Source organism: Lactiplantibacillus paraplantarum (assembly GCF_003641145.1).
GTDB lineage: Bacteria > Bacillota > Bacilli > Lactobacillales > Lactobacillaceae > Lactiplantibacillus > Lactiplantibacillus paraplantarum.
Map to the genome: position 1 here is coordinate 1,628,505 of NZ_CP032744.1, position 16,572 is coordinate 1,645,076.

Here is a 16,572-nt window from a genome sequence, read left to right on the forward strand (position 1 = left end):
CTCTGCTTGACTTTGCACGCCACTAGGCCCGTGGATGGTACTTATTATAAACCTCAGCTAAGCGTTTTTTTGAAATATGCGTATAAATTTGGGTCGTTGAAATATCGGCGTGTCCCAATAATTCTTGGACAACTCGCAAATCCGCACCATTTTCCAAAATATGCGTAGCAAACGAATGTCGTAACGTATGTGGCGTAACATTTTTTTCAATTCCGGCTGCTTTAACTTCCGCCTTCAGATTTTTCCAGACGCCCTGTCGGCTTAGCTTACCACCATGATTGTTAATGAATAAGTACGTATTCCGACGTTTGGCCGACACAAGCTTAGGCCGCGCCGTCTTCAAATACCGAGTAATAAAATCAATCGCCACATCCCCAATGGGAATAATCCGTTCCTTATCGCCCTTCCCAATCGTTTGAATCAGTCCCAAGTCCAAGTGCAAGTCATCCATAGTTAAATTGATTGTTTCGCTGACCCGTAGCCCCGTCGCATACATGACCTCCAATAAAGTCCGGTCGCGCAATCCCAACGGTGTATTCAGCTTAGGAACAGCCAGTAAGCGTTCGACTTCCCGTGGTGATAGTACTTGCGGCAAATGTTGGGCCCGCTTAGGCGTATCGATCTTTAACATGGGATCCGTATCGATGGCGTGCATCTGCGCTAAATATTGAAAAAATTTGCGTAGACTTGAAACACTATGAATAATCGTATTGCGCGACTTGCCCGCTTCATCTAAATACTGCAAATAATTCAAGAGGACGTACCGATCAACCACACGATAGTCCGTGATCTGCTGACTCATTAAGTACTCGCTGAACGTGGTTAGATCCTGAGCGTAACTCTTGATCGTATTCTCGACCAGTCCCCGTTCAACACGCAAAAAATGCAGGTAATCAGCAAGCTGGTCCTGCATTTTTTGATCAATCGTCGGCTTGCTCATCAGCAATCTTGACGAGCTTGATTTCACCTGGTTGTTGGCTAATCAAGCGTTGCTTCAACAAGTTACCCACGGCACGCTTAAATTGTGACTTGCTGATACCGAAATAATTACGAATATCATCGGGATCGCTCTTGTCCCAAAAGGGCAGTGCGTGGTCGGCTTGGTGTTGCAAGGCTGCTAGTAACATCTGGGCATCGTCACCAATTTCTTCATAGCCCCGCGGTTTCAACGATAAATTCAGTTCGCCATCCCGCAAATGACCAATCACCCGCGCTTTGACGTGTTGCCCCATGCGCGGTTCCTGTTCACGCTCTGATGGATGAACGAAGCCTAGATGATTATCATCAGTAATCACCGAAGTTCCCGCCATCTTCAGTCGAAAAACAGTGGCCATCGTATCAGTGTTTTTGACTTGTTCTCGATCATACGGCTTGGCAATAGCTTCAAAATCTGTCAACTCCGCTAAAGTAGCCCATAAGCGTTGTTTATTATCTCGGGCTAATTTAACGTATAAGCGATCATCTTTCTTTGGCCATAACCGACTAATGGTCGGCAACTCGTCCAGTGACACCACCAAGTCTTTGTTTGGTAGCCCAACATCGACAAAGACACCGAGATCATGACGCGTCCGGACAACTGTGCCCCACACAAAGTGATCGAACGAAATCTCTGGAACCAAGCGTGTCATTTGTAAATGGTGATCTTCATTCTCGTAGACAAAGCCTTCATATAGTCCACCAATGTGTAATGGCTGCTCTGGTTCCATTTTATCGACCCATAACGTTTGACCGTCTACTTGTACGAAGTATGCTTCATCATTTTCATCGGTTACCTTCGCTGTAACCACCGTTCCAATAATACTATCCATGTGATAACTCCTCTGAACGTCCATCTAAAAAATGACGCACGTGTTCTTAATTACTGTAAACTTAAATGTAAGACTTGAATAATGCAATAAGTAATGCCGGCCGCAATAATCGGTCCCGCAGCAATCCCTTTGAGCAAAACGACACCCATGATAGTGCCAAATACTAATGCTACGGTAATTTCCGGTGTCGCTGACAACAGTCCGACACCATGAAAAGAGAGCACTGAGACAAGGACCCCACATGCGACTGCAATCCAGCCAACTGGTGATTTAAACGCATGCCACAGGTCGCGAAACCCAATTTGACCAGTTGCAATCGGAATCAAAATCGCCACGGTGATTACCGTTACGCCCCAATTGATTCCCTTTTGACCAATCGTCGTCAATAATTTACTTGTATTAGGAATCAACTTAATGAGTAGCACGACAACGGTCGCAATTTGCAAGGACTGATTTTTCCCCAACCATGCCACTACTAAAATTGCTAATAAAAATAACCAACTTTCCATACGACACCTCACGTGTTATCAATTGTAACTGAAAACGGCCCGAATTACGAGGGGTGTTCGCCCGTTACTCATCAATTTCACAATCCCCCCCTGACTAATCACCGATTCCTGTTCTTTAATCTTGGAAGGAATCATGCTTGAAAAGTGCCAAATCGTCAACGGCAAATGTTACCAGCTTAAGCCCGCTGGAAACAGTTCGAGGTAGCGTAAACTTGCTTAGTTAGTGCGTCCTACGCCGACTTCCAGGCATTCCTGCCAATTGCTGGAACGCGGTGGACACAGATTTAAGCCGAAGACCACGTCTTAAATACTGGTCTTCCACTAACCAAGCAAAGGACGCTTGCTAAGTGGAATTTCACCGCTGAGCATTGGCCGAAACGCCTTCCAGTCGGGACAGTATTCGAATGGCTGACAGGGATATACCCAACTTTTGCTGGATTCATCGTTGTTTTTCATAAATGGTAACTTTATCAATCAATTGTCAGACTGAAAGTGATATTGAGAGAACTCACTAATTCTGAATCAGCGTAGTAAGATTTAATCTCCCGACAAAGTGCTAATGCACCTAATGCTTTGTTTAAAGCTCAAGTATCAAAATAGTCAACGATAAATTGCGCTAAGTTCGGTGGCCGTTCATCCGCCATTCGAGCGGCTTACCGAAACGTGTTCAGGGCCGCTGAAGCCTGTGCTTGCTACGCCACCGAATCAATGCTCGACTTCAACCCGCGGCCCTGAACACTCTTGAGACTGGATGGGCTGGATGACAATGCTCAGTAGCCAAATTATTCTTAGGCGGAAGTGCGTTGCTTCCGGCTTAGAATAAGACTCGTATTTGAGATGACGCGGGTTGGGCGTTAGCTCAAATCGACGTCGGCTGCGTTCCAGCAATTGGCACCCAGCCTCGGCAGTCGGATTAGGACGTCCTTCGCTGACGAACAGGCATTCAAACGATTTGGCACTTTTCAAGCATGTTTCATGCTAATTTGGCTGGAGTAAGGCAATTTATGTAATATAAAAAGCCGCCGCAAAGCGGCGACTTTTTAACATCAAATTAGATTTGATCTTAAAGGGCGTTTGAAGCACCGCGGTATACAAGGCCACGACGTGAATCAACTGTGATCAATTGACCATCAGAAATAACACTAGTTGCATCCTTAACACCAACGATAACAGGAATTCCCATTGAGATACCAACAACAGCAGCGTGTGAAGTTAAACCACCGTTTTCAACAACTAAAGCACTTGACTTTTCGATTGCTGGTAAGTAGTCTTTGTCAGTCGTCTTAGTAACTAAGACGCCACCTTCAACGGCCTTGTCGATAGCTTCTTGAGCAGATGTTGCGATTACGGCTTTACCGATAACCGTTTCATCACCGACACCTTGACCATCAGCTAACTTTGACCCAATTAGTTGGATCTTCATGATGTTAGTTGTACCGCGTTCGCCAACTGGCACACCGGCAGTGATCAAGATTAAGTCGCCTTCCTTGGCAAAACCAAGTTCAACAGCCTTAGAAGCAGCTAAATCAAACATGTCATCAGTGGTTTCTGGTTTTTCAGCCACGATTGGTTGAACACCCCAGTTAACCATTAAGCCACGTTGTGTCCGTTCGTCAAAAGTGATTGCTAAGATATCAGCATTTGGACGGTACTTCGAAATCATCTTAGCCGTGTAGCCAGATTCAGTCGCAGCAACGATCGTCTTAATGTTCAAGTTCTTAGCAGCCCGAGCAATCGCAATCCCGATTGTTTCAGTAACACTTGTCTTGTCGAAACGGTTTAATTGTAATGTTCCGTTTTCAGCCAAAGTGTTTTCAGCCTTTTCGTCGATCTTAGCCATCATGGCAACTGATTCAACAGGGTAAAGACCATTAGCACTTTCACCAGAAAGCATCGTTGCGTCAGTACCATCAAAGACGGCATTGGCAACGTCAGAAGCTTCGGCACGAGTAGGACGTGGGTTTTCTTGCATTGAGTCTAACATTTGGGTAGCCGTGATAACAGGCATGCCTAAAGCATTACACTTCTTGATTAAACTCTTTTGTACCAATGGCACATTTTCAGCAGGAATTTCAACACCCATGTCACCACGAGCAACCATCAACCCGTCACAAACCTTAAGAATTTCATCGGCGTTGTCGATACCTTCTTGTGATTCGATCTTAGGGAAGATTTGAACGTGTTCCATGTGCTTTTCTTCAAGTAATTCACGAATGTCTAAGACATCTTGTGGCTTACGAACGAATGAAGCAGCGATGTAGTTGATTTCATGATCCAAACCAAAGCGAATATCGCTTGAGTCTTTTTCAGTGATCCCAGGTAAGTTGATTGAAACGCCAGGAGCGTTAACACCCTTACGTGAGCCTAAAACACCGGCGTTTTGAACAGTCGTAACCAATTCGCGGTTAGCTTCGTCTTTTTCGTCGATCTTCATGTCTAATAAACCATCATCAAAGAGGACATGGCCACCTACATGAACGTCATCAAAGAGATTCTTGTAAGTAACGGCAATCTTATCATGGGTCGTATCTAATGATTCGTCCATGGTAATACGAACCTTGTCACCGATCTTGTATTCAGATTTCCCGTTAGCTTGAACGGTCGTCCGAATTTCAGCACCCTTAGTATCAAGCATGATACCAACGGTCTTACCCGTAATCTTTTCTGCTTCATGAACTTTGTTTAAGCGATCTAAATGTTCTTCATGATCACCATGTGAAAAGTTAAAGCGGAAAATATTTGCGCCGGCTTCGATTAATTTAACAATAGTGTCAGTATCGGTGCTGGCAGGACCAAGTGTTGAAACAATCTTGGTTTTCTTCATAAGAAAAATCTCTCCCTTGAAAGTTTTTATAAAAAGACATTAACGTCATTTTTATCAGATTAAAATAAGAACAAACGTATCACGCTTACTTGAATGAAATCTCATCATTCAGTTTGTCGAGTGATACTTCAACCTCATGCTTAGAATCAAATAAATCTAGCATGTTGTGGTTAACCAGTTGGTTGTTTTGAATCCCAACCGCTAAACCACCCTTACCCGCAAGTAAGAGTTCCACAGCGTAGGCCCCCATCTTGCTGGCCATCACCCGGTCTTTAGCAGTTGGATTCCCACCACGTTGCATATGCGCAATGGTGTTACCACGGGCATCAAAGTCACCATATTCAGATAACTTTTCAACAAATTCTTGAGCGCCCATGACACCTTCGGCTAGCACAATCAAGTTGCTCCGATGACCATTGGCCCGGTTATGCTTGATTTTGTTGGCAATTTCTTCCATGCTCCAGTCAACTTCGGGAACCACGATCGCAGTCGCACCGATTGAAACACCAGACCATAAAGCAACGTCACCAGCGCCACGACCCATAACTTCCACAACGAAAGTCCGGTCATGACTGTGCGCCGTATCGTAAATCCGGTCAAGAGCTTGCACGTTCGTATTAACAGCAGTGTCAAAACCAATCGTGAAGTCCGTGTAAGGAATATCATTATCGATCGTCCCTGGAAGACCAATCGTATTATAGCCATGTTCTGTTAGGCGTAACGCACCATGATAAGAACCATCGCCACCGATAACAACCAAAGCATCGATGCCGAACCGCTTTAATTGTTCGATCCCTTTTAATTGACCTTCTTCATGCGCGAATTCTGGGTAACGTGCGGAGTACAATAAAGTTCCACCACGCTGAATCACACCATCTAAGTCGGCTGCTTCTATTTTGTGAATGTCACCGGCAACTAATCCAGCAAAGCCGTAATTGATGCCGTATGCTTCCAACCCTTCAGCCATTGCTTTACCAGCAACTGCACGAACGGCCGCATTCATACCAGGAGCGTCGCCGCCACTGGTTAAAATACCAATGCGTTTCATTTTTTCACCTCAGGCAATAAATTGAGTTCGTAACTCCATAAGTGATTCTAACACTTTTCCCGTGGATTGTCTGTTATTTTCTAAAATTAAATGCGGTAAAAAACGCCGTCGTATCAAGGGATAGCGTTCTTCATCACGACATTATCGCGACCTAATAAGGTTGTAAGCGCTCCAACTAAATCGGGATTTTCCGCGACCCAATACTGTGAATTTAGTTCAACTGTTCGATGCGCCGCGGCCGAGTAGATTAAAACTGGATTGGGGCCCTGATACTGACTTAAAATCCTTAAAATTTCCTTTTGCACAGTCGCCGTTGCTTGGTCAGGTTGTAAGCGTAAAAAGAGTTGGCCGGTTGGCTTCGGCAATTGTTCTGCCAGCTGCCAAGTGTTTACAATCACTTGTAAGTCCCGCTGTTGCTCGACCTTGCCACTAATCAACACAATCGCTTCCGGTTTCAATTCCGCCTGAATCCGTTGGTAAGTGTTGGGAAAAATCGTTAAGTCGATTTCACCAGACAAATCACTTCCAGTTGCAAACGCCATCGGTTGACCACGCTTAGTCCGAATCGTTCGGACTTTTGTAATATAGACCAATATTTGGGCCGGTTGTTCACTCGTGAGCGTGCTGACTAATTGCGTATGTCGTTGTTGAGCCAGCCAATCATACGCCTCTACTGGGTGCCCCGAGACATACACACCAAGATATTCCGCTTCTTTAGCTAATCGCTCACTTAACGGGAGTTCAGGTTGTTTTTTGATTTTAGGTGCCAGTGATTCGAACAACGTCATACTGTCCCCGGCTAACTCCGCACTGGACATCAGCTCTGGCACGCTAGTCAGTAACTCCGCGCGGTTCAGGCCAAAGTGATCGAACGCGCCGGCATAAATCAGCGCGTTCATTAAATCGACTTTGAGCCACTTGGCATCGATGCGTTGCATAAACTGCTGAAGATTTTTAAACGAACCGTTGGCCTGGCGTTCATCGAGCACACTAGCAATAAAATCACGTCGCAAGCCTTTGATTGAACTCAACCCGAACACGATGGCTTGACCATTCCAATCAAAATATTGCCCACTACGATTAATATCTGGTGGGATGATGGCTACCTGATGCTGTCGAGCTTCCGCTAAATATTGCTTTAACTTAGTTCCGTTGCCTAATACCGAGTTCATCAACGAAGTAAAGAACGCTCCCGAATAATGGACCTTCAAGTAGGCCAATTCAAAGGCCATCTTACTATAAGCAATCGCGTGGGAACGGTTGAAACCATAATTAGCAAATTGCTCAATATATTGATAGACCTGGGTCGCAACAGTTTCAGAATAACCATTTTGTTGTGCACCGGCAATAAATTGCTGCCGCATTTTATCAATCACCGCATGTTTCTTTTTACTCATAGCACGCCGCAATAAGTCGGCCTCGCCCAGTGTAAACCCACCCATGACCGCCGCAACTTGCATGACTTGTTCTTGATAGACCAAAATACCGTACGTTGGTCCTAAAATTGGCGCGAGTTGTTCAGCTGGATAGCTGACAGGTTCTTGGCCCTGTTTCCGGGCAATAAAATGATCAATGTTTTCCATTGGTCCTGGCCGGTATAGTGCATTGACCGCTGCGACCAACTCAAAATTATCCGGATGTAGTCGTCGGAGAACATTGCGAATACCAGCCGATTCAAATTGGAAGACCCCCGTTGTATCACCGGCCTGAAATAATTTTAAGGTCGCTGGGTCATTCAAATTGATCTTAGTAATGGCCAAGGGCTTGCCAGTTTGGCGCTGAACGTAATGTAGCGCACTGGCCATTAAAGATAGATTCCGTAATCCTAAGAAATCCATCTTTAATAAACCAACCGCTTCGACGGTGTCCTTAGTATACTGGGTCATCATCATGGTTTCACTACCCGCTTGTAATGGAACAATTTGAATCAACGGCTTTTGACTTAACACGACCCCCGCCGCATGTGTCGAGTAATGTCGCGGCAAGCCCTCCAGGCGTTGTGCGGTTTCAAATAGCAATTTATTTTTAGTCGAATCAGCAACTAGATTTTGCAAACGTTGTGAACCTTGATAAGCCTGCTGTAACGTGATGTGTAACTGGTTGGGAATCGCCGCACTCCAATCACTCATCTCATAAGTTGATAACCCAAAGACCCGACCAACATCGCGTAAAGCCTGCTTGGCGGCCAAAGTCCCAAACGTGATGATTTGAGCGACGCGGTCATGGCCATACTTATCATGAACATAATTGAGGACTTGCTCACGACGGTTATCAGGAATGTCTAAGTCAATGTCCGGCATATTAGCCCGTTTAGCATTCAAAAAACGTTCAAATAACAAGTTATATTGTAACGGATCGACATCCGTAATATTAAGCACATAAGCGACTAATGACCCTGCTGCCGACCCCCGTCCAGGGCCCGTCGTGATATTAGCCTCGTGGGCAAAATTCATCACATCCCACACAATCAGAAAGTAATCATCAAAGCCCATCTGATCAATCACGGTTAGTTCACGATTCAAGCGATCTTGATAGCTCTGTTGATCAACGGGCTCCGTCATAGCGGCTAAGCGCTGCTTTAAGCCAGCCGCACATAACTGCCGTAAATAGACATTGGCCGGCTGTTCATCGGGCGTTGGAAATTGCGGTAACTGCGGCGGCTGAAATTGTAATTCCACTCGGCACTGCGCCGCAACTTCGGTCGTAGCGTCAAGCGCACCTTTCAATCCGAGTTGATCGTAATCGGCGGCCACCATACTAGCCGGCCGTAAGTAATGACTCCCTTCAATACCTTGTAACGTCTCAGGCTGTTCGATCTGCTGTCCCCGATCGATCGCCCGTAAAACTGAGACGGCAAAATAATCCTTTGCTTGAACATAGTCGACTGGATCTAACGCAATTACCGACAATTGATGTTGGTGGGCAAAGTCAGTCATCGTCGTTCGCAGTGCGGGTGCTTGGTCCAAAGAAACGCCCAAGTAAAGGCTATCAGGATCGACGGCTCGTACGAGTGTGGCGACCCAATTAGCAGCCCGGTCAGCGCCATCTTGTAACAGTAAGGCGGTCAATTCACTGTCTTTAGCTGGCGTTAATACCATCAAGTGGTCCAAATAGGGTAAGACCGCTGTTAACGGCAATCCTTCAGCCGCAGCCGTTTGCTTCATCGTCGACAACCGCATCAAATTTTGATAACCCGTTCGATCTTTAGCAAGGACCACTAAACCGAACGTTTGATCCGTTAAGTCACGCCCTAACAAATTCAATGTAATGCCTAAGACCGGGGTAATTTCTGCCTGGCGACAAGCATTGTAAAAATCAACAATACCGTACATGACATCGACGTCCGTTAAGGCCAGTGCTGAATAACCATGTTGCTTAGCAGTCTGGACTAGCTCATTGACGGTGCTAGTACTTTGTAACAGACTGAACGTACTCAATACCTGTAATGGGACATACTGCGACAATATCGCCGCCCCCTTTCATTAATTAAAACGCGATGTATCGGTTATGCTTCAAACCGAAAAATGATGTCAATTAAGTGATCCGCTAGCAGAAATCAGCTGTCAACCAGGCCATTACTAACAAACCCAATCAGCAATTTGAGAAACATTCAAGCATACCTCATGAACAATTGACCAATGACGCGCAGTAGTTACTATTCATTATACCAAACAGTTGTTCTAAGCGGCAGTCATAAGTCACCATGTTCACTAACAAGATGGTCTTCAACTCGACTACGGTACCAAAGATCAACCTGGTGACCACCTAATAGGACTAATTTTTCTAATTAAAGCCTTAATATCCCGTTATTATCCAATTGCTTTTTCCCACCGGTGTGTTAAAATAATTTTCATTGGGAGGTGTCGGAAAATGATGAGACAACTTACGATTATTTTTTGGAGTGTCCTCTTCGGTGAAGTCATCGGCTACATTGGTGGCGCCCTCGAACAACTGGACTATAATTTCGGTGAAATTGGCATCGTGGCCGCAGTCTTTGCGCTAGTCGTTGTCAACAGCATCACTTATATTACTAATCATTCCCAACCCGCTAAAGGTTCAGATAATAAGTAATTTAAAATGAGAAGGGGCTATGCCACAGCTAAGCCGCTACACAAACAAGAAGGACGAGCAACCGAATGCGGGTTGTTCGTCCTTTTTGCTGAACCCTTTGACCGAGGTACGTGGTATCTACGCTCAAAATGTGTGCAAATCAATTAATTGATAAATCGTTCAATCATCCACAGTTAGTCAGCACTTTCTTGAGCGTTTGGTAACGATTTGCATCTTTTCTCTTATAATATCTTAGACCATCACCAATATGGTTCCAATCTACATATAATCAAAAACCTGGACTGTGAGTATCTAAAGATGCTCACAGTCCAGGCTTTTTGCTGATACGACTTTTATTACCAGCACTCGTAATCATCAGTTGTTAATCCAATTAATAACACTTATGCGGGTTGAGTCGTTTGATTTTCAAATACTAAGTGATCGTCCATCAAGTTAATAGCAACCGTCGATTTAGGAGCTACGCGGCCCGCAATAATCTCTTTAGCGAGAGGCGTTTCAACATGATTAGTAATAAAGCGTCGCAGTGGCCGCGCCCCATACGCCGGTTCATACCCTTGCTTAGCAATCCACTTCTTAGCTTCATCTGAAATTTTCAGTGTGATTTCACGGTCTTGTAGCCGTGCCGATAACCGAGCAATCAGTTTCAACACGATTGCTTCAATCGCACCTAATTGTAATGGCGTAAACATAATGATGTCGTCAATCCGGTTTAAGAATTCTGGTTTAAACCGGCTTTGAACCAGCTGCATGACTTGTTGATGCGTCTCATCGGACAAATGCCCCTGATCATCAACACCCGCCAGCAATAGCTCTGAGCCCAAATTCGACGTCATGATCAGGATAGTATTCTTAAAGTCAACTGTCCGTCCCTGACCATCCGTTAAACGCCCATCGTCTAACACTTGTAACAAAATGTTAAAGACATCTGGATGGGCCTTTTCGATTTCATCAAATAAAACGATTGAATACGGATTACGACGAACAGCTTCAGTCAACTGACCGCCTTCTTCGTAGCCAACGTAGCCAGGTGCTGCCCCGACTAGCCGTGAGACGGATTCCTTTTCCATGTACTCACTCATGTCGATACGAACCATGTGATCATCGGCGTCAAATAAATTTTCAGCTAGTGCTTTCGCTAACTCAGTCTTGCCCACCCCAGTTGGCCCTAAAAACATAAAGGAACCTAAGGGACGGTTAGGATCTTGCAGGCCGGCCCGCGAACGTAATACGGCATCTGAAACCGCATTGACCGCTGCGTCCTGACCAACGACCCGTTCATGTAAATGGTCTGCCAAGTGTAATAATTTCTCTCGTTCACCGGCAACCAGCTTGGCTACTGGAATACCCGTCATCCGGGAAACCACATTGGCAATCTGATCTGGCGTAACCGACTCTTCAACGAGCCAGTCTTCATGATGATCATTAGCTTCCATGGCGGTTAGTTCTTGTTCCAACTTAGGAATCGTCCCGTGTTGCAACTTAGCCGCCTGCTCCAGATCATAATTATTTTCAGCATTTTCCAAGTCATGTTTAGCTTTATCTAACGCAGACTTTTTATCACTCAACGCTTGCAGACTCTTCTTTTCACTATCCCAACGTTCGGCCAATGCCCGCTGTTTTTCCTTCGCACTGGCCAATTCTTTTTGCACATCAGCCAAACGTTTAACGGAAGCATCATCGGTTTCTTTCTTGAGTGCCGCTTCTTCGACTTCTAAGCGCATTAATTGCCGATTAACTTGATCTAGTTCGATCGGATTAGAATTCATTTCGACCCGGATTTCTGCAGACGCTTCATCGACTAAGTCCAACGCCTTATCAGGTAAATACCGATCCGTAATGTAACGATCAGACAACTTCGCAGCGGCTACTAAGGCATTGTCGTGAATCCGAACGCCATGATGAATTTCAAAGCGTTCTTTTAAGCCCCGTAAAATACTAATTGTATCTTCAACACTGGGTTCAGCAACTAACACTTTTTGGAAACGCCGTTCTAGGGCCTTATCTTTTTCCATGTACTGGCGATATTCGTCCAATGTCGTAGCCCCAATCAAATGAAGTTCGCCACGTGCCAACATTGGCTTTAATAAATTACCGGCGTCCATACTACCTTCCGTCTTACCGGCACCAACGATATTGTGAATTTCATCAATGAACATGATGATTTGCCCATCACTCTTCTTGATTTCCTTCAATACCGCCTTGAGTCGTTCTTCAAATTCACCACGATATTTTGCTCCGGCAATTAAGGAGCCCATGTCTAGCGAAAATAACGTCTTATCCTTCAAGTTCTCCGGCACATCGCCACGAACGATCCGTTGGGCCAAGCCTTCAACAATCGCCGTCTTACCAACACCCGGTTCCCCAATTAGAACAGGGTTATTCTTGGTTTTCCGTGACAAAATTCGAATTACGTCCAAAATTTCTTCATCCCGACCAATAACCGGGTCCTGATTACCTTGCCGTGCCTGCTTAACTAAATCGACCCCGTATTTTTCTAAGGCCTGATATTGATCTTCTTGGTTGCGAGAAGTTACCCGTTGACCACCCCGAATACGATCAACGGCATTCTTAACTTGTCCAGCTGTAATCCCTTGCTGCTGCAAGTATTTGGTCAACTGATCCCCAGTCTGGTCCATCAACGCTAGGGCTAAGGTATCCGTTGCGAGATACTCGTCACCTAACGATTTACGCTTAGCATCGGCAGCCTGCATCAAGGTAGCCAGGCTGCTACTCATGCTACCACCATACTGAACGTTACCACCGCTAACAACGGCAATGTCATCCAGTTCACGGTCGAGTTCATTTTGTAATTGATCTAAATCAACACCCGCTTCGCTGAAAATTTGCCGGACTAGTTCCCCCGGCTGCGTTAAGAATTTAAATAAGTGGGGTACCCCAATTTCTTGGTGGCGCCGCGTTTGTGCAATTTGCTGAGCCTGTTGTAAGGCTTGTTGTAAACTTTCTGTAAATTGTTCTGGATTCATATTCACGTACCTCCTCAAAAATGGTAGCAAAAAGGCAGCCGTCATAGCTGCCAATTTTTGTTTGACCTTTATTGACTATTAAAGTATAACCGACAAGGTCAAACAAGGTCAAGAATTTAGTCCTGGTCATAATTATCCTGAACGATCTGTAAGACCACGTCCACCGCTTGGGCCATCACCTGTTCTGAAACGTATTCGAACCGACCGTGCATGTTCTCACCGCCAGCGAACAAGTTGGGCGTTGGCAAGCCCATAAATGAGATCTTGGAGCCATCTGTCCCACCACGAACCGGATAAATTGCCGGCGTAATGCCGAGCTTAATCATTGCTTGTTTTGCCAGTTCAACAACTTGCATGTCCTTTTCAATGACTTCACGCATATTATAGTACTGGTCCTTCATGTCGACCTTGATCCGGACCACACCGTCAGCTAAGTTCAACCGATCCGCAACTGCCATAAATAACCGTTTACGTGCTTCAAACTTATCGCGATCATGATCACGAATAATGTAAGTCATCTTGGCGCTATCGACCGTTCCGTCTAAACTAAGCAAGAAGAAGAACCCTTCGCGACCTTCCGTATGTTCTGGGACATCGTGAGCTGGTAACGCCGATTGAAAATCAACGGCTAATTGCAAAGCATTGACCATCTTATCCTTAGCTTCACCTGGATGAACATTAACGCCTGTAATGGTCACGGTGGCTTGGGCTGCGTTGAATGTTTCATACTCCAATTCACCGAGTGGGCCTCCATCGACCGTGTAGGCGTAATCGGCACCAAAGGCGGGTACATTAAAGTGATCAGCCCCAGTCCCAATTTCTTCATCAGGACCAAAAGCTAAGCGAATCTTGCCATGCTTGATTTCTGGATGGGTCAGCAAATATTCCGCCGCACTAATAATTTCAGCAACACCCGATTTGTCATCGGCACCAAGCAGTGTGGTCCCATCAGTCGTGATCAACGTGTGACCAGCATAGTTCTTTAAGTTGGGGAAGACAGCGGGATCCAACACGTAATCCCCGTTGCCTAACTTAATGACTGATTCGCCATCATAGTTGTCAACAATTTGTGGATTGACATTTTCCGCATTAAAGTCGGCCGTATCGATGTGCGAAATAAAGCCTAGTGTTTTGACCGCCTTATCAGTATTAGCAGGGATGGTGGCAAAAACATACGCACTCTGCGCATCCTGTTCAACATCACTCAAGCCAAGTTCGGTAAGCTTGATCATTAACTGTTGCAAAAAGGCCGTTTCACGTGGTGATGACGGAATTGTCGTTGATTCCTCATCAGAACGACTATTAATCTTAACAAAAGTTAAAAAGTCTGAAATTAAGTTTGGATATTTTGACATAGAATAACTTCCTTTCCTTATTAAAGCTCATGATTAACTTAGATGAAGGTAAACGGATCAGTATTCAGCTGAGACGCCACAATCTCGATTGGCCAACCAGCTTGTACTCGCCACTGATTAAACAAACTAGTCAGTTGTGGTTTACAGATACTCTCGATATGATGGCCCGGGTCGATAACCGTTAACCCCGCCGCTAACATATCATGACCAGTATGATAATAAACATCACCCGTCACGTAAGCTTGTGCACCTGCTTGCAGCGCTTGGGGATAAAATTTGCCACCATCACCGCCGAGGACAGCGACACGGCTGATCCGTTGTTGAGAATCAGCGCTGACTAGTCGCAGCCCACTGACACCAAATGCTTGCTTACACTGTTCGGCAAGCGCTTGAGCCGACAACGGTGTCGGTAAATCACCAACCCGGCCCATATAATACTGATGACCGCCAGATAACAGTGGCACAACCTGATAGTCCCACCTGTCAGCGGCTAGGTCATCAATACCTGCCACCGCAGTCGAAACCTGATCGGCTAGTAAATCGACGCTGAACTGTTCACCTGAGTTGACAGCGTAACGATCTAGCGTGGCACCCACGGTATTCGTTAAGTATTCCTGTACCGTTTCAACTTGATTGGTCGGTACCGTTAGGGTCAGCTTAACAGCCTGTGCATGGTACCCAGGAACCAACCCCTGGACGTTTTGCAAATCTAAGGCCGCCGCAAGCCAATCGTTCATACCACCCTCCGCACAGTCCAAGTTCGTATGGGCCGCGTACACCAAGATGTGGTGGGCTGCAAGTTCTGCATACATTGCTTTCTGAGGATCTTGATAATCAAGATTGTTGGCTGGCCGAAACATGACGGGATGGTGGGCAAAAATCATGTCGGCACCGATTGCGATGGCTTCTTGGACAACTTCCGGCCGCACATCCAAGGTGACTAACACCTTGTGGACATCCTGATGAGGATCACCGATTTGTAACCCGGTGGGATCATGCTCCCATTTCAACTTGAGTGGCGCAAATTTTTCAAAGCGCGCGATTAATTCACTTGCTTGCATCCGTCAAGACTCCTTCAATCAATTTAATTTTGGCATTAGCGCGCGCCAAGTGCTCCGCCGGAATCACTTTAGCCCGCTGCATTTGCGCAACCGCAGCGTTCACTCGCTGTAGTTCGCGCTGCCACTTGGCAATAAATACCGGCGACTGCTCAGTTAACAGGAACGGACCAAACAACTGCTCAGCGGCTGTATATGTGACTGCATGATCAACGCGATCCGCACAAAGAATCTCATAAGTATGACCATCTTCTGCCAGAATTCGCTCAGCCACAATTTGAAACTGATTAGCAGCTAGCCATTCACGCACCGTTGCTTCACCAACGTTAGGCTCCAATATGAGCCGTTGAACATCTACAAGTTGTGGTGCACCTTGCTCGAGAATGTGACGAATCAAAGGACCCCCCATTCCGGCAATCGTCACCGTATCAATACGATCAGTCGGCTCAATCGCAGCCAATCCGTCAGCCAACCGGGCCACCAAGACATCAGTTAAGCCTAGCTTTTGAATCTCATGGCGCGCGTTCTCAAAGGGACCTTGAACGACCTCACCGGCGATACCATAACTAATTTGGTGATTTAATGCGAGATTAGCTGGCAAATAGGCATGGTCTGACCCGATATCGGCTACTCGTGCCCCTGGCTTAACGAACGCCCCAACCGTTGCTAATCGTTGTGATAATTGTTTTGCATCCACATACAGTTCCCCTTTAATTCGGTCAGACTTACCCACGCTAATAAAGTATCAACAACACGACTTTCAGCAATTATTGGCAAATCTTCCCAGTCTAATTGTTTTAATTATACCGTTTAACTAACTACGGATGGTACGCGTTATATTAACTTGACTAGTACCATCCGCCACTAATCATATTTTACCATGCTTCACCATGAATACGCATTCAGCTGGTTAAT

The 16,572-nt window shown here is 45.7% G+C and carries 11 protein-coding genes; 1 reads left to right on the top strand and 10 read right to left on the bottom strand.

Annotated elements, in window-relative coordinates; all coding sequences use genetic code 11:
- Positions 1-22: 22 nt before the first annotated feature.
- The 6 genes from xerD to dnaE form a co-directional block, all read right to left on the bottom strand.
- Positions 23-913, bottom strand: a complete 891-nt coding sequence (gene xerD / locus LP667_RS07865) for a site-specific tyrosine recombinase XerD (protein WP_033609468.1) — start codon at positions 911-913, stop codon at positions 23-25.
- A gap of 7 nt (positions 914-920) precedes the next feature.
- Positions 921-1,808, bottom strand: coding sequence for a CvfB family protein (locus tag LP667_RS07870; protein ID WP_021731609.1), 888 nt, complete (start codon positions 1,806-1,808; stop codon positions 921-923).
- Between the two features lie 50 nt (positions 1,809-1,858).
- Entirely contained in the window at positions 1,859-2,317 is a 459-nt protein-coding gene (locus LP667_RS07875) for a DUF441 domain-containing protein (protein WP_003640601.1), read from the bottom strand.
- Positions 2,318-3,380: 1,063 nt separating this feature from the next.
- Positions 3,381-5,141 (bottom strand): pyruvate kinase, encoded by a 1,761-nt coding sequence (gene pyk, locus LP667_RS07885; RefSeq protein WP_021731611.1) that lies wholly within the window; start codon positions 5,139-5,141, stop codon positions 3,381-3,383.
- Positions 5,142-5,226: 85 nt separating this feature from the next.
- Positions 5,227-6,189 (bottom strand): 6-phosphofructokinase, encoded by a 963-nt coding sequence (gene pfkA / locus LP667_RS07890; RefSeq protein WP_021731612.1) that lies wholly within the window; start codon positions 6,187-6,189, stop codon positions 5,227-5,229.
- A gap of 113 nt (positions 6,190-6,302) precedes the next feature.
- Positions 6,303-9,653 carry a DNA polymerase III subunit alpha gene (gene dnaE / locus LP667_RS07895; protein ID WP_021731613.1) on the bottom strand — a complete coding sequence of 1,117 codons (3,351 nt, stop codon included), beginning with the start codon at positions 9,651-9,653 and terminating at the stop codon, positions 6,303-6,305.
- A gap of 406 nt (positions 9,654-10,059) precedes the next feature.
- Between dnaE and LP667_RS07900 the strand changes: the two genes are divergently transcribed.
- The gene (locus LP667_RS07900; protein WP_021731614.1) at positions 10,060-10,260 is read left to right on the top strand and encodes a YjzD family protein; all 201 of its coding nucleotides are present in this window, start codon (positions 10,060-10,062) and stop codon (positions 10,258-10,260) included.
- A gap of 380 nt (positions 10,261-10,640) precedes the next feature.
- Here the strand turns inward: LP667_RS07900 and clpB are convergent, their stop codons facing one another.
- The 4 genes from clpB to LP667_RS07920 form a co-directional block, all read right to left on the bottom strand.
- Positions 10,641-13,244 (bottom strand): ATP-dependent chaperone ClpB, encoded by a 2,604-nt coding sequence (gene clpB, locus LP667_RS07905; RefSeq protein WP_056988284.1) that lies wholly within the window; start codon positions 13,242-13,244, stop codon positions 10,641-10,643.
- Positions 13,245-13,360: 116 nt separating this feature from the next.
- Entirely contained in the window at positions 13,361-14,599 is a 1,239-nt protein-coding gene (pepT, locus tag LP667_RS07910) for a peptidase T (RefSeq protein WP_021731616.1), read from the bottom strand.
- 38 nt (positions 14,600-14,637) lie between these two features.
- Positions 14,638-15,660, bottom strand: a complete 1,023-nt coding sequence (locus tag LP667_RS07915) for a Nif3-like dinuclear metal center hexameric protein (RefSeq protein ID WP_021731617.1) — start codon at positions 15,658-15,660, stop codon at positions 14,638-14,640.
- The gene (locus tag LP667_RS07920; protein ID WP_021731618.1) at positions 15,647-16,354 is read right to left on the bottom strand and encodes a tRNA (adenine(22)-N(1))-methyltransferase; all 708 of its coding nucleotides are present in this window, start codon (positions 16,352-16,354) and stop codon (positions 15,647-15,649) included. The genes LP667_RS07915 and LP667_RS07920 overlap by 14 nt, the downstream gene beginning before the upstream one ends.
- Positions 16,355-16,572: the final 218 nt, after the last annotated feature.